21 protein-coding genes and 1 riboswitch are annotated in these 23,187 nt (G+C 34.8%); of the genes, 13 read left to right on the top strand and 8 right to left on the bottom strand.

Annotated elements, in window-relative coordinates:
• Positions 1–17: 17 nt before the first annotated feature.
• From K8B81_RS12665 to K8B81_RS12655, 3 genes are all read right to left on the bottom strand, one after another.
• Complete coding sequence (locus tag K8B81_RS12665) at positions 18–3,428, bottom strand: T9SS-dependent choice-of-anchor J family protein (RefSeq protein ID WP_223681947.1); 3,411 nt, start codon at positions 3,426–3,428, stop codon at positions 18–20.
• Between the two features lie 265 nt (positions 3,429–3,693).
• Positions 3,694–4,446 (bottom strand): SDR family NAD(P)-dependent oxidoreductase, encoded by a 753-nt coding sequence (locus K8B81_RS12660; RefSeq protein ID WP_223681946.1) that lies wholly within the window; start codon positions 4,444–4,446, stop codon positions 3,694–3,696.
• A gap of 148 nt (positions 4,447–4,594) precedes the next feature.
• On the bottom strand, positions 4,595–4,969 hold the full coding sequence (locus K8B81_RS12655) for a hypothetical protein (protein ID WP_223681945.1): 375 nt from the start codon (positions 4,967–4,969) through the stop codon (positions 4,595–4,597).
• Between the two features lie 140 nt (positions 4,970–5,109).
• On the opposite strand from K8B81_RS12655, the gene K8B81_RS12650 reads away from it, so the two are divergent.
• Positions 5,110–5,691 (top strand): pseudouridine synthase, encoded by a 582-nt coding sequence (locus K8B81_RS12650; RefSeq protein WP_223681944.1) that lies wholly within the window; start codon positions 5,110–5,112, stop codon positions 5,689–5,691.
• 63 nt (positions 5,692–5,754) lie between these two features.
• Positions 5,755–6,210 (top strand): tRNA (cytidine(34)-2'-O)-methyltransferase, encoded by a 456-nt coding sequence (locus K8B81_RS12645; protein ID WP_223681943.1) that lies wholly within the window; start codon positions 5,755–5,757, stop codon positions 6,208–6,210.
• A gap of 110 nt (positions 6,211–6,320) precedes the next feature.
• Here the strand turns inward: K8B81_RS12645 and K8B81_RS12640 are convergent, their stop codons facing one another.
• Genes K8B81_RS12640 through K8B81_RS12630 form a run of 3 tightly spaced genes read right to left on the bottom strand, consistent with a single transcriptional unit; the run spans position 6,321 to position 9,291 of the window.
• On the bottom strand, positions 6,321–7,106 hold the full coding sequence (locus tag K8B81_RS12640; protein ID WP_223681941.1) for an ABC transporter ATP-binding protein: 786 nt from the start codon (positions 7,104–7,106) through the stop codon (positions 6,321–6,323).
• 12 nt (positions 7,107–7,118) lie between these two features.
• Positions 7,119–8,147 (bottom strand): iron ABC transporter permease, encoded by a 1,029-nt coding sequence (locus tag K8B81_RS12635; protein WP_223681939.1) that lies wholly within the window; start codon positions 8,145–8,147, stop codon positions 7,119–7,121.
• Between the two features lies 1 nt (position 8,148).
• Complete coding sequence (locus K8B81_RS12630) at positions 8,149–9,291, bottom strand: ABC transporter substrate-binding protein (RefSeq protein WP_223681937.1); 1,143 nt, start codon at positions 9,289–9,291, stop codon at positions 8,149–8,151.
• 149 nt (positions 9,292–9,440) lie between these two features.
• On the opposite strand from K8B81_RS12630, the gene K8B81_RS12625 reads away from it, so the two are divergent.
• The 8 genes from K8B81_RS12625 (at position 9,441) to K8B81_RS12590 (ending at position 17,619) form a co-directional block, all read left to right on the top strand.
• On the top strand, positions 9,441–9,803 hold the full coding sequence (locus K8B81_RS12625) for a DUF5522 domain-containing protein (RefSeq protein ID WP_223681936.1): 363 nt from the start codon (positions 9,441–9,443) through the stop codon (positions 9,801–9,803).
• A gap of 156 nt (positions 9,804–9,959) precedes the next feature.
• Positions 9,960–10,469, top strand: coding sequence for a bifunctional adenosylcobinamide kinase/adenosylcobinamide-phosphate guanylyltransferase (cobU, locus tag K8B81_RS12620; protein WP_223681935.1), 510 nt, complete (start codon positions 9,960–9,962; stop codon positions 10,467–10,469).
• Positions 10,470–10,682: 213 nt separating this feature from the next.
• On the top strand, positions 10,683–12,362 hold the full coding sequence (cobT, locus tag K8B81_RS12615) for a nicotinate-nucleotide--dimethylbenzimidazole phosphoribosyltransferase (RefSeq protein ID WP_223681934.1): 1,680 nt from the start codon (positions 10,683–10,685) through the stop codon (positions 12,360–12,362).
• A gap of 61 nt (positions 12,363–12,423) precedes the next feature.
• Positions 12,424–12,861, top strand: coding sequence for an IS200/IS605 family transposase (gene tnpA, locus K8B81_RS12610; protein ID WP_223681933.1), 438 nt, complete (start codon positions 12,424–12,426; stop codon positions 12,859–12,861).
• Between the two features lie 239 nt (positions 12,862–13,100).
• Positions 13,101–13,886: an adenosylcobinamide-GDP ribazoletransferase gene (locus K8B81_RS12605; RefSeq protein WP_223681932.1), complete on the top strand. Its 786-nt coding sequence runs from the start codon at positions 13,101–13,103 to the stop codon at positions 13,884–13,886.
• Positions 13,871–14,407 (top strand): alpha-ribazole phosphatase, encoded by a 537-nt coding sequence (gene cobC / locus K8B81_RS12600; RefSeq protein WP_223681931.1) that lies wholly within the window; start codon positions 13,871–13,873, stop codon positions 14,405–14,407. The genes K8B81_RS12605 and cobC overlap by 16 nt, the downstream gene beginning before the upstream one ends.
• Positions 14,408–14,463: 56 nt before the next feature.
• Positions 14,464–14,693, top strand: a riboswitch (cobalamin riboswitch).
• A 102-nt stretch (positions 14,694–14,795) separates the two neighbouring features.
• Complete coding sequence (locus K8B81_RS12595; protein WP_223681930.1) at positions 14,796–16,574, top strand: TonB-dependent receptor plug domain-containing protein; 1,779 nt, start codon at positions 14,796–14,798, stop codon at positions 16,572–16,574.
• Positions 16,575–16,578: 4 nt separating this feature from the next.
• Positions 16,579–17,619, top strand: a complete 1,041-nt coding sequence (locus tag K8B81_RS12590; protein ID WP_223681929.1) for a YncE family protein — start codon at positions 16,579–16,581, stop codon at positions 17,617–17,619.
• A gap of 137 nt (positions 17,620–17,756) precedes the next feature.
• Here K8B81_RS12590 and K8B81_RS12585 read toward each other — a convergent pair whose 3' ends face one another.
• Positions 17,757–18,065, bottom strand: a complete 309-nt coding sequence (locus K8B81_RS12585) for a GNAT family N-acetyltransferase (RefSeq protein WP_223681928.1) — start codon at positions 18,063–18,065, stop codon at positions 17,757–17,759.
• Between the two features lie 258 nt (positions 18,066–18,323).
• Here K8B81_RS12585 and K8B81_RS12580 point away from each other — a divergent pair, with 258 nt between their 5' ends.
• Positions 18,324–18,980, top strand: coding sequence for an alpha/beta hydrolase family protein (locus K8B81_RS12580; RefSeq protein ID WP_223681926.1), 657 nt, complete (start codon positions 18,324–18,326; stop codon positions 18,978–18,980).
• Between the two features lie 310 nt (positions 18,981–19,290).
• Here the strand turns inward: K8B81_RS12580 and K8B81_RS12575 are convergent, their stop codons facing one another.
• Positions 19,291–19,806, bottom strand: coding sequence for a DUF2892 domain-containing protein (locus K8B81_RS12575; RefSeq protein ID WP_223681924.1), 516 nt, complete (start codon positions 19,804–19,806; stop codon positions 19,291–19,293).
• A gap of 167 nt (positions 19,807–19,973) precedes the next feature.
• On the opposite strand from K8B81_RS12575, the gene rpmH reads away from it, so the two are divergent.
• The gene (gene rpmH / locus K8B81_RS12570; RefSeq protein ID WP_008464848.1) at positions 19,974–20,135 is read left to right on the top strand and encodes a 50S ribosomal protein L34; all 162 of its coding nucleotides are present in this window, start codon (positions 19,974–19,976) and stop codon (positions 20,133–20,135) included.
• A 146-nt stretch (positions 20,136–20,281) separates the two neighbouring features.
• Positions 20,282–23,137, top strand: a complete 2,856-nt coding sequence (gene carB / locus K8B81_RS12565; RefSeq protein WP_223681922.1) for a carbamoyl-phosphate synthase large subunit — start codon at positions 20,282–20,284, stop codon at positions 23,135–23,137.
• The last annotated feature ends 50 nt before the right edge of the window (positions 23,138–23,187 follow it).

The following is a 23,187-nucleotide window of genomic DNA, read 5'->3' as shown; positions in this document are numbered from 1 at the left end:
GTTTATATGAGTATCCTTTATTTTTTTATAATCTTTCCTTTAAACACAACTTTGTTATTTTCTGTCAAAGTATAAATATAAATTCCCGATTGCAGATGACTCACCGGAATTTCGGTCGTACTTATATCCTGGGTTGCTTTTACATCAATTGAATTTCCAGTCAAATGCCCATTGATATCATAAAATCTCAATTTCAGGTTTTTATCTGAATTCTTCAAATCAAAACGAACAACATCGGTCACTGGATTTGGATATGCTTTTACATAAAAATTGTTTTTAGCAAAATCTGGCGTTGATAATAAATCCTGCTTCAACTGAAAACGAGCAACTACAGGTCCGTGATCTGAAGTTGTTTCAGTATAATCTGCAATTTCATTACGAGGATCATAAACTGCCGTAGAACCTTGAATATATTGATTAACTAACTCATTTGAAATCGTGATATGATCTAAAAATCCGCCTGAACTTAAAAAGCTATAGGCACCCGCCTGGCTAATTTCTAAAGTTAGTGCTTTATAATTATTGGTATCTGTTACAAAAGCTTCGTAAGAAGATGGCTGTCCCGCAATAACAGATGCTTTTACATCGTCATTATAATCTCCTAAAAGAATCAAATTAGCATTTGCATAATGTGCATCTAAGCTGTCTTTTAGTACCTGTGTGTCGTATTTACGCATGTTGTAACGTGAGAGATCTGATCCGCTGTTTGCACGAGCGTGAAGATCTATAAAATTGATTTCGTTTTTAACGCCATTAAGATTCGTTTCTAAAGTCACCATATAAGGCAGGCGGCCAGAAGAAAAGAAACTGCTGTTAGAACCTCCTGGATAATTAGCCAAAGTTTTGGTTCCGGCACGTAATTCATCATAAAAATCTTTAAACATTACACGAGTCTTTTTAATCGTAGTAGTTTGAGTATTATAAATTACAACCAATTTCTGAGGCGGAAAAGTTGGATCTGAAGGGTTTGGATCCCAAGAATACGACCATGATGTTGAAATGGCTTTATCGAATGTTTTTCCGTTTACATTTAGTTTTTGAATCAAATTATCAATTTGAGCATCGCTTGAAACTTCCTGAACTACATAAACGTCCGCATCTAGTTTGTTCATTACTGTTGCTATGTTATCGAGCTGTAATGCTTTGTTACTCGGTCCGTAAGCTGAGGTAGGAGCACCAAAAAACTCTAAATTATAAGTTACAACATCAAAAGTATCTGCTTTTGGAAGTGAAGATCCCGTTAAAGAACCGACTTGCTTGTTTAAAGAAGTTCCTGTAACTGTTAGCGGACCGGCAATTTTAAATTCTTTTGCAGTCGGCGCGAATCTCGCATACAAAGTTTTTCCAGCAAAAGCATCGGCTTCTGTCAAAATAATGCTGTTTTGGAATGTACTATTATCTACGGATATCTGATAACCTGCAGGTGCAATAATCGTTACATCTCCATATCCTTTGGCTTTAAAAGCAAAAGATTGTGAAGTCGAAATCGCGTTTTGATCTACAGTTCCAAAATCTAAAACAGGGTTTGAAGCCACATAACCAGATTCGTTTGTAATGGCATAATCATCAAATGACCATTCTGCAGCATTTCCTGAACCACCTCCAATTGCAGTTTCATAAACCCAGGCTACATAAGTATGATTAGTTTTAAATGCTGATAAATCAATATATTGAGATTTAACATACGAATCTGTTGCAGTTGGAAAATTGCCATTGATTTCTGTCCATGTTGCTGTTTCCGGACTGCTTACTCCATCATAATTGGTAGAAACCATTAATTTTAAAGCAGGTCCCTGAAAGTACTTACGGGAATAAAAAGATAACAATGGTAATTTGTCAAAAGTATCTAAACGTAATTTTGGCGAAATCAACCAGTCTTTACTCGCACCGCTATCCGAATAGCCATTCATAAGAACCGCTCCCGTTCCAGAATTTACATTTCTTGCTGTTGTAGTGTATGCCCATTTATTGGAAGTTCCAGCTACATCGTATTGTGTCCAGCCACTGTTGCTTAAGACATTTGGATCATCAAAATTTTGAACGTATGGATTGAATCCTCTTCCTGCTAAAGATAAATTTTTAATAACAGAAGTAGATTCATGTGTAATCTGACCTGTAAAAGCACCCGCCAAATTTGGATTAAATCTTACATAAACCGTCTGTGAAGCATTTGAAGCAAAATCAGCCGCAGTATAAATAAGTGTTGAAACAAACGTTACATTATCTTTTGAGATTGAAAAATTTGGTGTAACACTAACCGTTAAATCACTTAGAAGATCTGTTGCCTGAATTTGATAACTTTTAGATGCTGATTCGAAGTTTAATTCATTAGCACCCAAATCTAAGGCACTTACAGAAGTTGTTACTACTGGTAGTGCTGTTGCTGCTGTTGTAACATCTACTTTATTTACTGCTGTTTGTAAATTTCCATATTCATCCTCAGAAACAGAAAATACGCTGTAGGCAGTTGATAGCGTTAAACCAGCAATATTTTTCGTATAAGCCGATGAAGCATCTGCTATAGTTAAAAATCCTGCTTGTAAAGCAGCATTTCCGTTAGCATCCAATCCTGATTTTACCTGAACAGGAGTTGGTGTTGTGCTTCCGCCAGTAAGCAAAACATAATAAGTTTTTCCAATTTCATTCAACTTATCAGAAAAATCAAAATGGGTTGAGGATATATTGGCAGATTGTGGAAATCCGGTTTCATTTACCGGTGCCGTGTGATCACTATTTACATCAATATTGTCAATCGCGAAAGAAGGACGAGAACCTGAACCTGAAAGTTGTCTTGCAATCCATCTAAGCTGCACGATCGGCTGATTATCACAGTCTGAAGGCAATGTTACTTTTATTACTTGAGGATTTTGTGCCGAAGTATCTCCAGCTCCTATTTTTTGAGTTGAATTATTGACATAAACCGTAGTGGGCAAAGTTGTGAACGCCGCTGTTGTCCCGACTCTGTATTGTAATACAAATTCATTAATTCTAGTGGTTGCCGGGCTTCCTACTCCTGTTGGATTACGAATCACCATCGCATCATATTGCACTTGAATTCCGTACAAATTAGTAGTTTCTACTGCAAGACCAATTGCCTGATCAAGAAAGTTTCCTGCATTTAAAATCCCCATTTTTTCATTAAAATTGTAAACATCTCCAGAAGTAGAACTAGCGGAACCTGCAGTTAGACCTTTATTTCCTACTATAGTACCCGAGGTTGTAAAATTTGATGGAGTTGGTAAGCTTGAAGGAGTACTGGCAGACCAGCCTTGAATTCCTGAAGGAAAAGTTGTTCCTAAATCTTTAAAATCCTGTTTGTAAGGAAGTTTCTGTGCTTCCGGCATTGTCTGTGCATTTACACTTAAAGAAAAGCAATAAAAAAAACTTAAAAAAGCCATTAAATGGCGTACCGAGTAGATCTTTTTCATATTCAAAAAAATAGAGTTTTTAGAAGTCAAATTTATACCCTTTAAAGTTAAGCGAATATTATAAAACTATAAAATTAAACACATTAAATTTATGAAGATTTCACAACAAAACACTATTTTTAAAGAATTTATATTTAATAATTTTAACAAAACAACAATTAAGTAGCTAAATCTGCATTTTCAATACTATTTCTTTTTAACAAAACAGTACAAAAAAAGGCCATCTGAAAAAACAGACAGCCTTAAATAATTTCTTTCAAAATTCTTAAACCGCAGTATAACCTCCGTCGGCAATTATATAACTTCCGGTAGTAAAAGAAGATTTTTCAGAACTCAGAAATACAACCAGTTCTGCAATTTCTTCTGATGTACCTAAACGATTCATTGGTGCTTTTGCAGCCACAGCATCCATCATACTTTTATCTAAATTGTCTTTTAACAGAGCGGTTTCGATATAACCGGGCCCAACTGCATTACAGCGAATATTTTTTTGAGCGTATTCTGCCGCTATGTTTTTTGTTAATCCTACAACGCCATGTTTTGAAGCTGTATAGGCAGGACTATTTGGAGCTGCAACTTGTCCGTGAATCGAAGCAATGTTAACAATGCTGCCTCCTCCGTTTTTCTCCATCTGTTCCAGTTGATAACGACAGGCATAAAATACACCGCTCAAATTAAGGGCAATTACCTTATCCCACGCATCCGGTTCATATTCCCCAGTTGGTTTTGCGGGACCGCCCATTCCGGCATTGTTACAGGCAATATCCAATCGGCCGTATTTTGAAACTGTCACTTCAACCATGTGCTTATTATCTGCGGCACTCGAAGAATCTCCTTTTACGAAAAAAGCTTCTCCTCCGTTATCCTTTATAATTTTCACAGTTTCTTCACCATGCTCAACATTAATATCTGAAACTACTACTTTTGCTCCTTCTCGAGCGTAGGCTTCTGCAACTGCGCGTCCGATTCCTGAACCACCTCCTGAAACAAAAGCTACCTTATTTTCTAAAAGTGCCATATTCATAAATTTTAAAATTGTCTTTTAAATTTACGAAGTCATTCTTTAGTTACCTCCACAAAACCTGAGTTTATCATAACATTAACCACATATGCTAATCAAATGTTATTTTCCAAAAAAGCCTGTGAAATCTGTCATTTTTTCATTATTATTTATCTTCATCTAATTTCATGTTCCCTCTGTCTTCATGACTTTCAGGATTTGAATTCGAATAACGGTTTGCTGTAATATCCGAATTATGGTCTTTGTTTTCGACCGTTTTTTTTGCCTCTTCTTCCGTAGAAACTCCTCTGTTCGAATTTGGATTATCAGGATTTATATCACCTTTAACTTTTCTAATATCCTCGTTTTCATTTCTTGCTCTTTCAACAACTTTTTCATTACCACTGGCATCGGCAACTACTTCTTTTTTTAAATTTGCATCATCGGTTTTTCCGTCGTGTGAAATATTTTTCCCTTTTTGTTCGTCTATATTTTTTTGTACTCCGTTTATTTTTTTAGAGCCTAAATTATTAGTTTCCATAGTCTTTAATTTTAATATTCTTCATATATAATATTACGAATTCTAAATTTTAAAACTAAAGGGTTTAACATTGCTTTGGGTTTATTCGCTGATTAATTTTCAATGAAGATGAAACAAACTATCTTTACAAAAAATTAAAAATGCACAGACACTTCCTTCTTTTTAAACCTTATGGTTACCTCAGCCAGTTTATTTATGAATTGAAAAGAAAGAAAAAGCTTTTAGGAGAATTATACGATTTCCCCGAAGGAACAATGGCGATAGGAAGACTTGATGAAGACTCTGAAGGACTGCTTTTACTCACTACTGACGGAATGGTAAGCGAAATGATCAGAAGTAAAAAAGTCGAAAAAGAATATTATGTTCAGGTTGACGGAATCATAACTCCCGAAGCCATTGAGCAACTACAAAAAGGCGTAGAAATAGGTTTTGAAGGCGGAAAATATAAAACGAAACCCTGTAAAGCTTTCATTATTACTGAAATTCCTGATTTTGGTCCGCGTGCCAAAAAAATCAGGGATGAACGTCACGGTCCGACATCATGGGCTTCAATAACCATTAATGAAGGAAAGTTTCGACAGGTTCGAAAAATGACTGCAGCAGTTGGTTTTCCTACTTTAAGACTTGTGAGGGTTCGAATAGGAAATGTATATTTGCAAAACTTAAAAGCTGGTGAGGTTTTAGAAGTTCCCTCTTTTCAATTAGATAATGAGTCAATTTGAGCATTAGATAATTATTTTTGAAAACTTCTAACTTTTAACCTCTAACATTTAACTTTAAAAAAAATGCTAAACGTTGTTCTCGTAGAGCCAGAAATACCAAATAATACCGGAAATATAGGACGCTTATGTGTAGGCACCGAAAGCAGATTGCATTTAATTCATCCGTTCGGATTTGTGATTAATGATAAAAACCTGAAGCGTTCCGGACTGGATTACTGGGTACATCTTGACGTAACTGAATATCAAAATATTGAGGAATGGATTCAGCAGATTCCTGATCAATCGCGAGTGTTTTTAATGAGTTCAAATGCTGAAAAATCGTATCTGGAAACAGAATTTCTGGATGGTGACTGGCTCGTTTTCGGAAAAGAAAGTGTTGGGTTGAGCAAGGAATTTATGGCCAGGTTCGAAAACCACCTGACTATTCCGATGTCTCCTCTGATTCGCAGTTTTAATATTGCGAATTCTGTGGCTTTTGTAGTTGGGGAAGCTAAAAGACAGATTGAATTGAAGAAATAGTCAACTACCCTCCTACAAGGTTTTTAAAACCTTGTAGGTATATTATTTCTCGCCTAAATATAAATTTTTAAACCTACAAGGTTTTAAAAACCTTGCAGGAAGAATCGAAATCAACTCACAATAAACTTCCCTTTCTCAGCATCAAAAACAATATGCTCATCTTTGAACAAAGCATTAAAGCTTCCTTTTGAAATTAAATTACACGGTTCATCCTGCATTATCATTTCCGGTGTCATGATAATCATTTCGTCACTTAGCTGAATGGACAGATCGATATCATGGGTCGAAAACAAAATGCATTTTTGGGTTTCCTCTGTTAGCTTTTTCAGCAATTTTAATAGTGAAACTTTGTGCAGCAAATCGAGATGTGTTGTGGGTTCATCTAAAATAATCAATGGTGTGTCTTGTGCCAGTGCCCTTGCAATTAAAACTTTCTGCAATTGCCCGTCGCTGATTTCAAAATGCCTTTTTGAGGCTAAATGTTCAATTTGCGTTAATGCTAAAGCTTCATTTACTTTTACGATATCCTCGGGAGTTAAAGTTCCCACCCAATTGGTATAAGGCTGACGGCCCAAAGCAACCAATTCAAATACGGAAAGATTACTTGGTGGCAGTTTTTCGGTTAAAACCAAACTTAAGTTTTGTGCTAAATCTAATGGCTTGTAGGTATTTATATTTTTATCGTTCAAAAAAACACTTCCTGACAAAGGCTTTTGAATACCGGTAATCGTTCTTAGTAAAGTCGATTTACCTATTCCATTTGCGCCGATCAAAGCAATTAGTTTTCCCGAGTCTAAAGTCAGATTTAACTTCTGTGCAATAGGCACAGTTCCTTTCCTGGAGGTATACCCAATCGTTAAATTTGAAGTTGAAAGTATAGTTTTATTCTCTGTCATTGATTAAACTAATTACTTAAAATTATTTTTTCGTACCAATAACCAAATTACAACCGGCGCACCAATTATAGACGTAATGGCATTTATAGGAAGCGTAACATCAAATCCCGGCATTTGAGAAACGATATCGCAGAACAACACGATAATAGCACCAAAAAGCAATGTACTCCAAAACAAAATCATATGATTACTGGTTTGAAAAGTTAGTTTTGCAATGTGTGGAACCGCAAGACCAATAAAAGCAATCGGGCCTGCGAAAGCAGTTATGCTTCCGGCCAAAATACTCGTTGCAAAAATAATGATCAATCGAGCCTTTTTGAAATTCAAACCCATACTTTTTGCATAATTTTCGCCCAAAAGCAAAGCATTTAAAGGCTTGATACTGCCCGCGCTCAAAACTAAACCAAAAACAACACTGACAGCTAAAACTGTAATGGATTTCCAGGAAAGGTTTCCAAGATTCCCTAATGACCAGAAAGTAAATTTCTGAAGCTGTTCTGCAGTACTAAAATAGGTTAAAACACTAACGATTGCCGTGGTAAAACTTCCAAACATTAAACCTACGATCAAAATTGCCATTGTATCCCTCAATCGCTGTGAGACTAATAAAACTAATAGCAATACGAGTGTACTTCCTAAAGTAGAGGCCAAAACAATTCCGTATGATGATAATGCAATTATTTTCAAAAAAGCGGGTAAAAATCCAGCACCCAAAATGACAAAAGCCACTCCTAAACTTGCACCTGAGCTCAATCCTAAAACATAAGGCCCTGCCAGCGGATTCCTGAATAATGTCTGCATCAATAAACCACTTATTGAAAGTCCTGTACCAACTAAAACCGCTGTTATAGCTTTTGGCAAACGGTAATTAATTATAATATACTCCCAGGTTGATTTACTGGCCTGTCCGCCTGTTAAACTTGTATAAACATCTCTAAAAGGAATATTTACAGAACCTAAACTAATGCTGGCAAAGAACATCAGAAGCAAACCTAAAGCCAACAGGGCAAATAAAATTGTATTTCGTTTTTTGTTGACCAATTTAATTCAGTTTTGTTGCAAAAGTAAACTCATAACCCGGCAGTAAATCCGGATGGAAAATTTTGATATAATCTTTAAGCACCAAATCAGGTCGGCTTGGTGATACTTCATAATAAATGGTTCCGCCTGTAGCACCAAACTTACTTTCCAGACAATAAACCGACTTATTTTTAAAAGCATCAAATTCACTATAATGCGGATTCGCTTTCTGCAATTGATCTAAGGTCGTAAAGGAGCCTGAAACAATCCAAAAATTGGCGGTTTTGGCTTTATCGAGAACTTTCTCAAATGACAAACCTTCACTTCCCGTCCCTTTTAAATCTGACCATAAATAATTGGCCTGGGCATCTTTCATAAATTTGGCAACCCAGCTGTTTCCTTTGGCAACATACCACACATCTTCATACATTGAACCATATAGAACTGTTGATACTGCCGGCTTTTCAGTCACTAATTTCAAAGCCTGATTGTAACTGGTTACGATCTTGTCGAATAATTCTTTGGCTTTGTCTTCTTTACCAAACAAAGCGCCGTAGAGTTTTATCCATTCGGCTTTCCCAAGTGGGGACTGTTCCATCCAGTCTGCCTGAATCAACACATTTAATCCACTTTTTTTCAAATTATCGAGCATCGGATTATTGTTGTCTACGCCAAAAGTCACAATTAAATCCGGTGCTAAATCTATTAATTGTTCCATGTTTAATTTTTCATTCTGCCCAACATTTTTAACGGAACCTTTGTCAATTAAAGCTCTTGTTTTTTCAGAAGAAATATAATCTGTATGCGGAAAACCTGTCAGTTTATTTTCTACATCAAGCATTTCAAGAAATGGAATATTGGTTGTTGAAGTTACCACAATAGACTCCAACGGTACTTTAATCGTAGTATAATTGTTTAGACTGTCAGGTACTTCAGCATCTTTTTCCTTTAAAATGTATTTGAAACTTTTATCTGCATTTGGCCAGGGATTTGAAACCGTAACCACAGAATATCCTTCATGTTTTACGATAGAAAGTCCAGAAGCATATTCGATATTGTTTTGAGGAATTTCAGAGGTTGTAATTGCTGTATTTTCATTTTTTTTACATCCCGCCAGAAGAAAAAAAGAGATTATAAAAATAAATTTGGGAAATAAATGTTTCATAGATTGTTATATTACTTCAATTAATATGGCATCGTTCTTGTTCGTTATCATTGCTGCCTTTATCAATAAGCACAAAGGTAACGCAATTTATATATTTTTTTTATTTACCTTTATTCTTACAAATTCAAACAAACCCTTTTTTACATATTATGAATAGTATAAAAACAAAAGTTTGTTCGAGCTGTGAATCCTCTTTTGGGTGCGGAAATATTGCTGCTGAAAATACTTGCTGGTGCAATGATTTTCCTCCTATTTTCAATCTTGCAGAAGGAGGAGATTGTCTTTGTCCGGAATGTTTTAAAGAAGCATGTATAGACAAAATAGATGCTTATATAGAAACAATTACGCCTAAAAAAGCCCTTCAAAACAAAGCGATATCTCTGCCAAAAACCGAAAAAATAATTGAAGACATTGACTATTATATAGAAAATGGCAATTATGTTTTTAAATCATGGTTTCATTTAAAAAGGGGAAGCTGCTGCGGAAATGCGTGCCGCCATTGCCCTTACTAATTTCCTGAAAAAAATAAATCTTCCTACATTAGCAGAAATTAACAAGGCGCCGATTGCGTTAGGGATAGTAGTGAAAAGCCCACAGGCCCGTCTTTTGACGGGACAAGGACTTGAAACGAATAGCCCGACCGGAGGGAACGCCCAAAACATTAATAAATGATTTACTTAATTACCGGAGGCGAACGATCAGGCAAAAGCAGCTATGCTCAAAATCTGGCTTTACAGCTTTCCAATGCTCCAATATATGTCGCTACGGCCAGAAAATGGGATGATGATTTCCAGAACCGAATTGACCGTCATCAACAGGAACGCGACGAGCGATGGACCAATATTGAGAAAGAAAAATATTTGAGTGAGATTGATTTCTCTGGAAAAACAGCTTTGATTGACTGCGTAACACTTTGGCTGACCAATTTTTTTGTTGACACCAAAAATGATGTTTCATTATCACTTGAAGAAGCAAAGACTGAATTTAAAAAAATAGCGCTTCAACCTAATACGAACCTGATTATTGTAACAAACGAAATTGGGATGGGAGTTCATGCCGATACTCACATTGGCAGAAAATTTACCGAACTGCAAGGTTGGATGAATCAGTTTCTGGCGTCAAATGCCGATGAGGTTGTACTGATGGTTTCTGGGATTCCGGTTAAAATAAAAGGATAAGCAATGACAAAAATCAATGGCAAAAGTCAATTAAAAACAAATTCTAAATATTAAATTGCTTCGCCTGTTCGCTGTCGCTCGGGTCCAAATTCAAATCTTTAAGTAAAATTCAATATTAAAGTCAAAATTCAAATAAGACGAAGTATCTTTACGTAAAGATCAATATTGCTGCTTATATTGAAATTTGGAATTTAAAAAATTGGAATTTAAAAGATGATAAATCTTGACGATATATTAAAATCACGCCGTGATACCCGACATTTTACAGCCGATGAAGTTCCTGATGAGGTGATTGAAAAAGCTTTGCAGGCGGGTCACTGGGCACCTTCTGTAGGACTAACGGATGCAACGAGATATTACATCATAAAATCGGCAGAAGTAAAAAGCGCTGTTAAAAACCTGTTTTTGGATTATAATAAAAAGGCTGAAGAACTTACTGACAATCCCGAACAAAAAGAACTTTATAAATCCCTGAAACTGGAAGCGATTGAAGAAGCTCCAATTGGACTTATCATTGCGTATGACCGATCTGTACTAAATCAATTTACGATTGGAACTGTTGGCAGTAACGAAGCTGTGAAATTCAGCTCAGTTTGTGCGGCTCAAAATATTTGGCTTTCGCTGACAGAACAAGGCTATGGAATGGGCTGGGTTTCGATTTTGAATTATTATCAGTTCAAAAAAATACTTGATTTACCTGAAAACATTGAGCCTCTGGGTTATTTCTGCATTGGGAAACCGGCAACCAATTACAACAATCAGCCCATGCTGCAGCAATTGAACTGGAAACAAAAATCGGAAGCCCCCAATTGTACTGAAATTAAAAATGTTATTGAAAATTCTGTTTCAGATTTTATTTTAAAACTGCAACTTGAAGCTGAGGACGAAACAAATTTCAGCAGTCTTTTACAGGAAAAGATAGATTCGAAGACCAAACCTGTTGGTGCTTTAGGGACTTTAGAAACGCTGGCTTTTCAAATCGGAACGGTTTTTAAATCTTTAAATCCGAAAATAATAAATCCGAATATTGTTGTTTTCGCAGCTGATCACGGAATTGCAAATCATGGTGTCAGCGCTTATCCGCAGGATGTCACCAGACAAATGGTCAATAACTTTCTGGAAGGCGGTGCGGCGATTAATGTTTTTTGCAATCAGCATGATATCAAACTTTCCATTGTAGACTCGGGGGTCAATTATGATTTCCCTACGAATGCTAACCTCATCGATGCTAAAATCGCCAAAGGAACCCAATCTTTTTTACATGCTCCGGCAATGAGTGATACCGAACTGAGGTTGTGCTTTGAAAAAGGAAAAGCCATAGTTGAAACTATTACAAAAACCGGTTCTAACTGCATTGGTTTTGGTGAAATGGGAATTGGAAATACCTCAACAGCTTCAGTCCTGATGAGTATTTTAACCGGTTTTCCTATTGAAGAATGCGTGGGAAAAGGAACAGGCGTTATGGATGAAAAATTAATTCAGAAACAAAACCTGCTTAAAAAAGCCATTGAAAATTATTCAGGACCAGCCGAATTAATGTCACAACTCGCCTACTTTGGAGGTTTTGAAATCATACAAATGACAAGCGGAATGTTAACGGCTTTCGAAAATAACATGATAATACTCGTTGATGGTTTCATTTGCAGTGTTGCCTTTTTAATTGCTTTTAAAATAAATCCTGAGATTATACAAAATGCTTTTTTCTGCCATTGCTCTGCCGAAAAAGCACATCAAAAATTATTGAATTATCTGCAGGCTAAACCAATTTTAAATTTAGATTTGCGCCTTGGTGAAGGTACCGGCTGTGCTGTTGCTTTTCCAATTTTAAAATCTGCTGAAGCTTTTTTAAACGAAATGGCGAGTTTTGAAAGTGCCGGAGTTAGCAGGAAATAAACAAATTGCAATATCAATATCAATTGCAAATTTCAATTTAATATTAAAGCAAAATTATTATATGCCATTTACCAAAGTCTATATTCATTGTGTCTGGAGTACTAAAAACAGATTTCCATTTTTAGATTCTGTTGAACTACGTCAAAAAGTTTGGCATCACATAAAAGAGAATGCTTTAAGTAAAGAAATATATCTTGATTTTATCAATGGATATTCAGATCATTGCCATTGCTTAATTTCATTAGGAAATGATCAAACTATTCAAAAAACGATACAATTATTAAAAGGAGAATCTTCTTATTGGATTAATAAAAATCAATTAACAAAAGAAAGATTTGAATGGCAAGATGAATATTTTGCTGTTTCTGTTTCAGAATCTATAGTTGACAAAGTTCGCGATTATATCAAAAATCAAGAGGAGCATCATAAAAAGAAAACATTTCAGGAAGAATATCATAAATTCATGATTAAATTTGGATTTCAAAAAAAATCTAAATAAAAAATTTGGCTAAAGCCTTTCTTTGAGCCTAATTTTGCACCTCCAGATAAATCTGGAGGCAATTCAAAATAATTTCGAATATATTGCCGATAATCAGAGGTATTAAAATTAATCTGAATAAATCTTATCCTAAATTAAAACATCAAAAATCAAATATAATTTGAATTGCCAACATCTTTAGATGTTGGAAAAATATTAACCCACAAAGAAAGGCTTTATCCAAATTACCCACATTTAAAATGAAAAAAGAACTACATATTTTTTTTACATGTCTAATGTTTTACACCCGGATTCCGTGTCCGAAAAACATCAGCCATGATCCTGAATATCTCAACAAAGCTACCCGTTATTTTCCTTTGATTGGCTGGATTGTTGGCAGCATTTCATTTCTTGCTTTCTATATTTCTTTCCTTTTTCTTTCTGCAGAAACTGCGGTAATTTTAGGATTTATTGCTTCAATATTAACAACAGGTGCTTTTCATGAAGATGGCTTTGCTGATGTGTGTGATGGTTTTGGAGGGGGCTGGACGAAAGAAAAAATCCTGATGATTATGAAAGACAGTGCCATTGGTGCTTATGGTGCGATTGGCCTGGTATTACTTTTTTTATTGAAATTCAAATTGCTTTCAGAATCTGTTTTGCTTTTTTCGAATCACAATTATTTGATTTTCCTGCTGTTTATTTCTGCTCACTCAGTAAGTCGTTTAGCAGCCATCTCAATTATTTTTACTCATGAATATTCACGGGATGATGCTTCGAGCAAAAGCAAGCCCATTGCCAAAAACCATAGCTGGAAAGAAATACTGGGTTCCTTTTTCTTTGGGTTAATTCCGCTATTGGCACTCTCCTGTTTTCAATATAAAATATCTTTAGCTTTAATTCCCGTTTTCCTGACTCGTTATTTTTTAGCTCGTTATTTTCAAAAATGGATTGGCGGCTATACCGGTGATTGTCTCGGTGCGACACAGCAGGTTTGCGAAGTGGTTTATTATTTAAGCATTCTTTTTATATGGAAATTTATCTAATTCGTCATACTGAAACGATTTGCGAAAAGGGAATTTGCTACGGACAATCGGATGTCGATATCGCTGAACCTTTTGATACTGTTTTTAAAAATATCCTTTCTCAATTATCATCAGAGGCTTTGATTTTTTCAAGTCCTTTAAAACGTTGTGTCATTTTAGCAAAATACATTCAGGAAAACATAAAGACAATTTCTTTTCAACAGGACAATCGTTTAAAAGAAATGAATTTTGGCGACTGGGAATTAAAACCCTGGAATGATATACCGTCTAAGCAGCTCAATCCGTGGATGGAAGATTTTGTTAATATCAAAGTTTTAAATGGAGAATCTTTTGTTGAATTACATGAAAGAGTCAGCGATTTTTTAGCCGAACAAAAGACAAAAAAAATCAGCTCACCAATAATTATCATTACGCACGCCGGTGTTATCAGAAGCTTTTTATGTCATCAATCCGGGCTTCCTTTGAAAGATGCTTTTCAGAACAAAGTTGACTTTGGGGAAGTCATCAAAATAGATTTTTAAAACTTTTTTAATTAGAAAAGTAAACACAAATTTGAATTTTACACTTATTTAACTTTATCTTTGCAGCCAATTAAGGTTGTGTTTTAATTACTAAAACACATTAAAAGGGAATCAAGTCACTGATCTTAAATTATTTAAAATCATAAATCTTGAGCTGTACCCGCAACTGTAAGCTTAGTTCTTTTTTAGAATGCTTGTTGTTAGCTACAAGACCACTGTCATTTATTGATGGGAAGGTAAACAACAAGACGCAAGCCAGGAGACCTGCCTTATTAACAAATATCGAACTCTCGGGAAAAAGAGTGTAGAAATTATGACTTTAAAAATACGTTTTGCTTTTTGCTTGCTGCTTTTGTGCCAGATTATTTCGGCGCAGAACGATTCTATTATGAAATTGAAAGAAGTTTTGGTTTCTGACTCCAATCTTAAAAAGTACTCCGATTCTCAGTCGGTTTTAAAACTCAATGATTCGATTATTAATAAAAACGAGGCTCTATTAACCGATTTATTAAATTTCAATTCAACACTTTATTTTAAAGAATACGGACGTGGAATGCTTTCTACAGTTTCTTTTAGAGGAACAACTTCTTCTCAGACAGCTGTAATATGGAATGGAATCAATATCAATTCTCAAATGAACGGAAGCACTGATTTTAATACGATTTCAGGTTCTGATTATAATTCAGTAAGTATAAAAGCCGGAGGCGGAGGCGTAATCTATGGTAGCGGGGCTATTGGAGGAACAGTGCATTTAAATAATAATTTAGACTTTTATAATCGTTTTGAGAATAATTTAAAACTAGATTACGGGAGTTTTAATACAATTGGAATTAATTATAAGACCAATATTTCTAATGAAAAATGGAGTGCTCAGATTGGTTTTTCCAACAACAGTTCCACAAACGATTACAAATACCTGAATAAATACACCTGGAAAGGAGAACAGCGCTGGAACCGAAATGGTGAATACAATATTTCTACGATCAGTGCCAATTTAGGCTACAAATTTAATGCAAAGAACTTTCTTAAGTTATACAGTCAGACATCCAATACAGACCGAAATACTTCTTTAATTACAGAAACTGAAACTCCAAGTAAATATATCAATGGTTTCAATAGAAATTTATTAGAATACGATGGTAGTTTTGGTAAACTCACGGCAAATCTCAAAACAGCATATATATTCGAAAACTACCAATATTATGCTGACAATTCAACAAACAATTATACTTACGGAAAAACAGAGAGCTTAATTACAAAAGCGGATTTTGGTTATACTCTATTTAAATCGACCCAAATAAACGGGATTGTAGATTATAATAAAACCACAGGAACAGGAAGCGGTTTTGGAACCAATACCCGTGAAATCACTTCAGCATCTTTATTAGTAAAACAGAATATTTCTACGAGTTGGATAAATGAATTTGGTGTTCGAAAAGAATTCACAGACAATTACAAATCACCTGTTTTATTTTCTTTAGGTTCGTCTTATCAGTTTGGTCAATTGTACAATTTGAAATTGAATCTGTCACGTAATTTCAGAATCCCGACTTTTAATGATTTATATTGGGAACCAGGTGGAAATCGCGATTTAAAACCTGAAAGTTCCTATCAGGCTGAAATAGGAAATGTATTTACATTCAGCAATATTACACTAACCCAGACTTTTTATTACATCAAAATAAAAGACTTGCTACAATGGGTTCCAGGTAATAATGGTATTTGGTCTCCTCAAAACACAGACAAGGTGAACAGCTACGGAGCAGAAACTTTACTAAGCTGGAAAAAACAATTTGGTAAAAATATTTTTTCAGTCAATGCCACCTACGCACATACTATTTCTGAAAATATTGACACCAAAAAACAGCTCTTTTTTGTTCCTTTTGATAAAGCTACAGCAGCAATTGCTTATTCAAGAAATAGAATTTCTGCTAATTATCAATTTTTATATAATGGATTTGTTTACACCAGAGCCGATAACGATCCTGATGAAATTATAAATGATTATATGATATCCAACATAGGAATTGATTATGATTTTAAATTTCTTGACTCTTTCAAATTAGGCTTTCAGGCACTAAATATATTTAATGAAGCATATGAAAGTCTCGAAAACAGACCTATGCCGGGTCGCAATTTTAATATGTATTTAATCTTAAAATTTTAATATAATGAAGTTTAGTAAATTATTTTTAATAGCATTTAGTGCCTCACTTTTTGTTTCGTGTTCAAATGACGAAGAGTCTAGCGACCCAAAAGGGATTTACGATAATGGTGTTTTCATTTTGAATGAAGGAAGTTCTGACCATGGAACTGTTTCTTTTTTAACCGATGACTTAGCTGCTTTCACAAAAGATATATATGGCTCAGCAAATAATAAGGATAACCCGGGTGGTTATCTGCAAAACATTTTTTTTGACGGAGATAATGCCTATATAATTTCAGGTGGTTCTGATGTAATTAATGTTGTTAACAGATATACTTTTAAACTAGTAGGCAAAATAGAAACAGGCCTTGAAAATCCAAGATATGGTGTCGTAAAAGATGGTAAAGCTTATGTAACAAATGCAAATACATATGGTTCAACTAAAAATCCTGCTGGATACACGGATGATTATATCGCTATTATCGACTTAAAAACCAATAAGTATGAATCTAAAATTGATTTGAATGCAACAGGCAATCGTTTGGTTTTAGAAAATGGAAAACTATACATTACAGAACCTTACGACAGTACTAAATTATTGGTTGTTAATATTGCAACCAAAACACTTGAAACTCCTATTGAAATTGGCTCCAATGCTGATTGCATTGAAGAACAAAATGGCTCGTTGTATATCTTAAGAGCTCCTTATACGGATCGAAGCGAAATCGTAAAAGTAAAATTATCTGATAAATCGATTTCTAAAATCACTTTCCCTGAAACTTTAGACGGAGCTGGATTTATGGATATTGAAGATGACAAAATTTATTATACTGTCGGAAGTTCAGTTTATGCAATCAATGCTAATGCAACAGCGGCTTCAACTACTTCAATTGTTACTTCTCCTGCAAGTTATGTTTATGGATTTGCTGTAAATGATAATCGTATTTATATCTCTCATGGAGACTTTACAAAAGACGGTTCAGCTTACATTTATGATTTAAGCGGAAATTTACTAAAAGAATTAACAACTGGTATAGGAACAAACGGTTTTTACTTTAATGATTAATAAACTCTTGACAAACACAGATAAGGAGAAATAAAAAAATAATTATCAATTAGTTAATTTGTTTTTAAATTGTTTTTGAAAAAAGGCTTTCATAATTTCTGAAAGCCTTTTTACGTTTTTGTCTATAAATTGAAATTTTAAATCCTGATTCCTGGCGGAAGCAATTCCTTATATTTCGGGTTTTTCTTAAAAAAAACAGCAATTTTTGGATGAATAGGAACTACCCTGAATTTTTTCTGTGTACTCAGTTCCATTATATTTTTAAGCATCGTATCAATTATTGGCTGGTTTTCAAAATTTTCAGGCGTATTGATTTTAGTTAAAAAAATCTTTTTTTCCTGAAATGAATACTCAACACTCAATAAGCCTTCAGGAATTGAGGCTTCAAACTGTCTTGCAAAAGTGTTGTCTTTAATTTCCATTACTGCAGGTTCCATATTTATCATGTTTTTGGGGTTAATAAAAAATATTAGAAAAAGAACGTGAAAATAACATTAGATAAAATGCTTAATTAAAGCTTTCATCTGTAAAGATTCAGACTACAAAGATAATCATTTGATTTTCAATACAAGACATTTTCTTTAGATATATAAAATGATTAACTCAACGATAATTTAATAATTCTATCCGAATTAAGTTCTAAGATTTGCCTCACATACAAGTAAAAGAGGTAATTTTAGCACATAATTAAAAACCTCTGGAAAATGAGTAAGATTCCTGTTTATTTTATGCCCGGATTAGCTGCTAGTCCAACGATTTTTGAAAGAATCAAATTAGATGAAACTGTTTTTGAAACCTATCTACTGGAATGGGAAATCCCAAATTTAAAAGAGTCATTATCTGATTATGCCCTCCGAATCACAAAAAACATTAAACATAAAAACCCGGTTTTAATTGGTGTTTCCTTTGGCGGAATTTTGGTTCAGGAAATGGCCAGACATATCGAAGCCCGTAAAGTGATTATTATTTCGAGTGTCAGAAGCAATGCCGAATTTCCCAGAAGAATGAAAATCGGGAAAACCACAAAAGCGTACAAACTGATTCCGATGAAACTTATTTTGAATATTGAGAACCTTGCCAAATATTCTTTTGGAGAAAAAGTCAATAAACGTATCAAATTATATGAGAAGTTTTTGGCTGTCCGGGATTTGAATTATTTACAATGGGCAGTTGAATCTGTTATTTTGTGGGACAGAAGTCAAATTGATGAGAAAGTCATCCATATCCACGGGGATCAGGATGATGTATTTCCTATAAAATATATCAATAAATGCATTGTTGTAAAAGGCGGCACACACATTATGATTCTGAATAAATACAAATGGCTGAATGAAAATTTGCCTTCTATTATATTAGAGTAGAAATTCCAAATTTTTAAATTCCAAATTCCAACTATTTGTCGGTTAAAATCTTTGTTCGAGTTTTAAACTTTAAAAAAGTCAGTTTGCATTAAGGAATAATACAATCGTTATTTCTCCTCCTTACACCAAAATAACATAAATTAAAAATCATTGTTTCTTATAACCTACCGCCCTAGCCCTGATAGAAGTGGCATCCTTTTATGGCGGTGTTCGCCATAAAAGATATAGCGGATAGCAGGAAACAGCTTCAAAAAAAATCCCAAACTCACAATTGGAATTTGGGATTCAATATTTTGGGAATTTAAGACTACTAGATTTTCTTCATCTGTTCTTTCATCATAGAGATCTGCTCTTTCAGCATTCCCTGCTTGTCTAATTTTTTAGCTTCATTTAAAAGATTGGTTGCTTCCAGTTTTCTTCTGCGTGACATGGCTACTCCTGCAAGATTAAGTTTAGCAACTGCTAAATCCATATCCATTGACAAACCCAGTTCGATTGCTTTTTTGAAATGCTTCTCAGCCTGGTTAATATTAGTCTGCGACAACATAATTCCGTGCAGGTAATTAAAGTATCCTTGTTGTTTTCTTACCAACGAAGCTTCAGGATTTTTAATGTATGCCAGCCATTTTTTAGCGCCTTCAAAATCTTGTTTTCTGAGTTTAAGAAAGGCTAAAAGGATAAATTCATTTTTAAAGTATAAAAAAACCGGAACAGCAGTCAGCAAAATAAGAAAAATTCCATTCCCGATATTGCTCTCTGTAAATTGCCAAATGCCAGCGACTACAAGAAGTCCGGCTAAAATAAGTTTAATATTTTTATGAAACATAATAGGTGTATATTTGTGATTGCAAATATAGTAAAATGAATTAAAAATATTTTTATTAAAGTACTTGCCAGAAAAAAAAGTCTTTGTATATTTGCACTCGGTTTTTGAACAACGATATCCAAAACCAAGAAAGAGTTAATAGATACCATTTTTAAAGATACAAAGCAATGAGCAAAAGAACGTTTCAACCATCGAAAAGAAAAAGAAGAAATAAGCACGGATTTATGGACAGAATGGCTTCTGCGAATGGAAGAAAAGTTCTAGCGCGTAGAAGAGCAAAAGGAAGACATAAATTGACTGTTTCTAGCGAACCTAGACACAAAAAATAATGTTTGTACAAACATACATAAGGCGATTACTTTTTTAGTATCGCCTTTTTTTATACCTTGTCGGTAAAAATTTTCTCAACTTTCTAGTTTTTAGCAAACTAAGACCGTTTTTTAAAATACTTTTATAACTACACAATACATACAAAATGCCTAAAGACACATCAATAAAATCCGTTTTAATTATAGGTTCAGGACCTATTGTTATTGGTCAAGCTTGCGAATTCGATTATGCGGGATCTCAATCTGCTCGTTCGATTCGCGAAGAAGGAATTGAGGTTATCCTGATTAACTCAAATCCAGCGACTATTATGACCGACCCCTCTATGGCCGATCATATTTATTTAAAACCATTAACAACAAAATCGATTATTGAGATTCTTAAGGAACATCCACAAATTGATGCTGTTTTACCTACAATGGGAGGACAAACGGCTTTGAACTTGTGTCTGGAAGCAGATGAAAAAGGAATCTGGCAGGATTTCGGAGTAAGATTAATTGGTGTTGATGTAAATGCAATCAATATTACAGAAGACAGAGAGCAGTTCAAACAGCTTTTACAAAAAATAAATGTACCAACTGCACCTGCAAAAACAGCGACTTCGTATTTAGAAGGAAAAGAAATTGCTCAGGAATTTGGTTTCCCGCTTGTAATACGTCCTTCGTTTACACTTGGAGGAACCGGAGCAGCGGTTGTTTACAAAAAAGAAGATTTTGATGAGCTTTTAACCCGCGGACTTGAAGCTTCTCCAATTCACGAAGTTTTGATCGACAAAGCTTTAATGGGATGGAAAGAATACGAGTTAGAGCTTTTAAGAGATAAAAATGACAACGTTGTTATTATCTGTTCTATCGAAAATATGGATCCAATGGGAATCCACACCGGAGACTCGATTACAGTGGCACCAGCGATGACATTATCAGATACTACTTTCCAAAAATTACGTGACTACGCTATCTTAATGATGAGAAGTATCGGAAATTTTGCTGGAGGATGTAACGTACAATTCGCAGTTTCTCCAGACGAAAAAGAAGATATCGTTGCAATCGAGATTAACCCTCGTGTATCTCGTTCTTCTGCTTTGGCATCAAAAGCAACTGGATATCCAATTGCAAAAATCGCTTCTAAACTAGCTTTAGGATACAACTTAGATGAATTACAAAATCAAATTACAAAATCTACTTCGGCTCTTTTCGAACCAACTTTAGATTATGTAATCGTAAAAATACCACGTTGGAACTTCGACAAATTTGAGGGTTCAGACAGAACTTTAGGTCTTCAGATGAAATCGGTTGGGGAGGTTATGGGAATCGGACGTTCTTTCCAGGAGGCACTTCACAAAGCCACTCAGTCTTTAGAAATTAAGAGAAATGGTTTAGGTGCTGACGGAAAAGGATACAAAGATTACGAATTAATCATCGACAAACTGACTCACGCAAGCTGGGATCGCGTTTTTGTAATTTACGATGCAATTGCAATGGGAATTCCGTTGAGCACAATTCACGAAATTACAAGAATCGACATGTGGTTCTTAAAACAATATGAAGAACTTTATACTTTAGAAAAAGAAATCTCAAAATATAAAGTTGCTGATCTTCCTAAAGAATTATTACTTGAAGCAAAACAAAAAGGTTTTGCTGACAGACAATTAGCACACATGATGAGCTGTCTTGAAAGTGAAGTTCACACTTTACGTACAGACATGAACATCAACCGCGTGTTTAAATTAGTAGATACTTGTGCGGCTGAATTTAAAGCACAAACGCCATATTACTACTCAACCTTTGAAGCTGAAATCGAAAAAGCAAACGGAGAACGTTTTGTGGACAACGAAAGTATCGTAACAGACAAAAAGAAAGTAATCGTATTAGGTTCCGGACCAAACAGGATCGGACAAGGAATCGAGTTTGATTACTCTTGTGTCCACGGAGTTTTAGCAGCGAAAGAATGCGGTTACGAAACGATCATGATCAACTGTAATCCTGAAACGGTTTCTACAGATTTTGATACGGCTGATAAATTATACTTCGAACCCGTTTTCTGGGAGCATATTTATGACATTATCCAACACGAAAAACCGGAAGGTGTGATTGTTCAGCTAGGGGGTCAAACAGCCCTTAAGTTAGCTGAAAAATTGTCTAAATATGGTGTAAAAATCATCGGAACCAGCTTTGACGCACTTGATTTAGCTGAGGACAGAGGTCGTTTCTCTGACTTACTAACTGAATTACACATTCCTTTCCCGAGATTCGGAATCGCTGAAACGGCTGATGAAGCTTCAAAATTAGCTGATACTTTAGATTTCCCGCTTTTAATTCGTCCTTCTTATGTATTAGGAGGTCAGGGAATGAAAATCGTAATCAACAAAAAAGAACTTGAAGAGCACGTTATCGATTTATTGAAAGCAATTCCAGGAAACAAATTATTACTAGATCACTACTTAGCCGGAGCAATCGAAGCTGAAGCTGATGCAATTTGTGACGCTGATGGAAATGTTTACATCATCGGAATTATGGAGCACATTGAACCTTGCGGAGTTCACTCTGGAGATAGTAACGCAACATTGCCTCCTTTCAACTTAGGAGAATTTGTAATGCAGCAAATTAAAGATCACACACATAAAATTGCCAGAGCTTTAAAAACTGTTGGACTAATCAATATCCAGTTTGCAATTAAAGATGATACAGTTTACATTATCGAGGCAAATCCAAGAGCTTCCAGAACAGTTCCGTTCATTGCAAAAGCTTACGGAGAACCTTATGTAAACTATGCTACAAAAGTAATGTTAGGCCACAGCAAAGTAACTGACTTTGATTTCAACCCTCAATTAAACGGTTATGCAATCAAGCAGCCAGTTTTCTCTTTCAGCAAATTCCCAAATGTAAACAAAGCATTAGGACCAGAAATGAAATCAACAGGAGAAAGTATTTTGTTTATTGATGACTTGAAAGATGATCAATTCTACGAATTGTACTCCAGAAGAAAAATGTATTTGAGTAAATAATTTCAGATTCTATTATAAAAGAAAAGCTCCAATTATCATTGGAGCTTTTC

The organism is Flavobacterium hibisci (assembly GCF_020026925.1).
Classification (GTDB): Bacteria; Bacteroidota; Bacteroidia; order Flavobacteriales; family Flavobacteriaceae; genus Flavobacterium; species Flavobacterium hibisci.
Note: the sequence above shows the minus strand (reverse complement) of the source record. Positions and strands in the feature narration are given on the sequence as shown.

Bases quoted from the DNA above. Each gene is read 5' to 3' on its own strand.
- K8B81_RS12655 (WP_223681945.1), bottom strand. From the start codon at position 4,969: ATGGAAACTAATAATTTAGGCTCTAAAAAAATAAACGGAGTACAAAAA.
- carB (WP_223681922.1), top strand. From the start codon at position 20,282: ATGCCTAAAGACACATCAATAAAATCCGTTTTAATTATAGGTTCAGGA.
- K8B81_RS12595 (WP_223681930.1), top strand. From the start codon at position 14,796: ATGAAATTGAAAGAAGTTTTGGTTTCTGACTCCAATCTTAAAAAGTAC.
- K8B81_RS12645 (WP_223681943.1), top strand. From the start codon at position 5,755: ATGCTAAACGTTGTTCTCGTAGAGCCAGAAATACCAAATAATACCGGA.
- K8B81_RS12585 (WP_223681928.1), bottom strand. From the start codon at position 18,065: ATGATAAATATGGAACCTGCAGTAATGGAAATTAAAGACAACACTTTT.
- cobU (WP_223681935.1), top strand. From the start codon at position 9,960: ATGATTTACTTAATTACCGGAGGCGAACGATCAGGCAAAAGCAGCTAT.
- K8B81_RS12605 (WP_223681932.1), top strand. From the start codon at position 13,101: ATGAAAAAAGAACTACATATTTTTTTTACATGTCTAATGTTTTACACC.
- tnpA (WP_223681933.1), top strand. From the start codon at position 12,424: ATGCCATTTACCAAAGTCTATATTCATTGTGTCTGGAGTACTAAAAAC.
- K8B81_RS12665 (WP_223681947.1), bottom strand. From the start codon at position 3,428: ATGAAAAAGATCTACTCGGTACGCCATTTAATGGCTTTTTTAAGTTTT.
- rpmH (WP_008464848.1), top strand. From the start codon at position 19,974: ATGAGCAAAAGAACGTTTCAACCATCGAAAAGAAAAAGAAGAAATAAG.
- K8B81_RS12625 (WP_223681936.1), top strand. From the start codon at position 9,441: ATGAATAGTATAAAAACAAAAGTTTGTTCGAGCTGTGAATCCTCTTTT.
- K8B81_RS12650 (WP_223681944.1), top strand. From the start codon at position 5,110: ATGCACAGACACTTCCTTCTTTTTAAACCTTATGGTTACCTCAGCCAG.
- K8B81_RS12630 (WP_223681937.1), bottom strand. From the start codon at position 9,291: ATGAAACATTTATTTCCCAAATTTATTTTTATAATCTCTTTTTTTCTT.
- K8B81_RS12575 (WP_223681924.1), bottom strand. From the start codon at position 19,806: ATGTTTCATAAAAATATTAAACTTATTTTAGCCGGACTTCTTGTAGTC.
- cobC (WP_223681931.1), top strand. From the start codon at position 13,871: ATGGAAATTTATCTAATTCGTCATACTGAAACGATTTGCGAAAAGGGA.
- K8B81_RS12640 (WP_223681941.1), bottom strand. From the start codon at position 7,106: ATGACAGAGAATAAAACTATACTTTCAACTTCAAATTTAACGATTGGG.
- K8B81_RS12660 (WP_223681946.1), bottom strand. From the start codon at position 4,446: ATGGCACTTTTAGAAAATAAGGTAGCTTTTGTTTCAGGAGGTGGTTCA.
- K8B81_RS12580 (WP_223681926.1), top strand. From the start codon at position 18,324: ATGAGTAAGATTCCTGTTTATTTTATGCCCGGATTAGCTGCTAGTCCA.
- K8B81_RS12590 (WP_223681929.1), top strand. From the start codon at position 16,579: ATGAAGTTTAGTAAATTATTTTTAATAGCATTTAGTGCCTCACTTTTT.
- cobT (WP_223681934.1), top strand. From the start codon at position 10,683: ATGATAAATCTTGACGATATATTAAAATCACGCCGTGATACCCGACAT.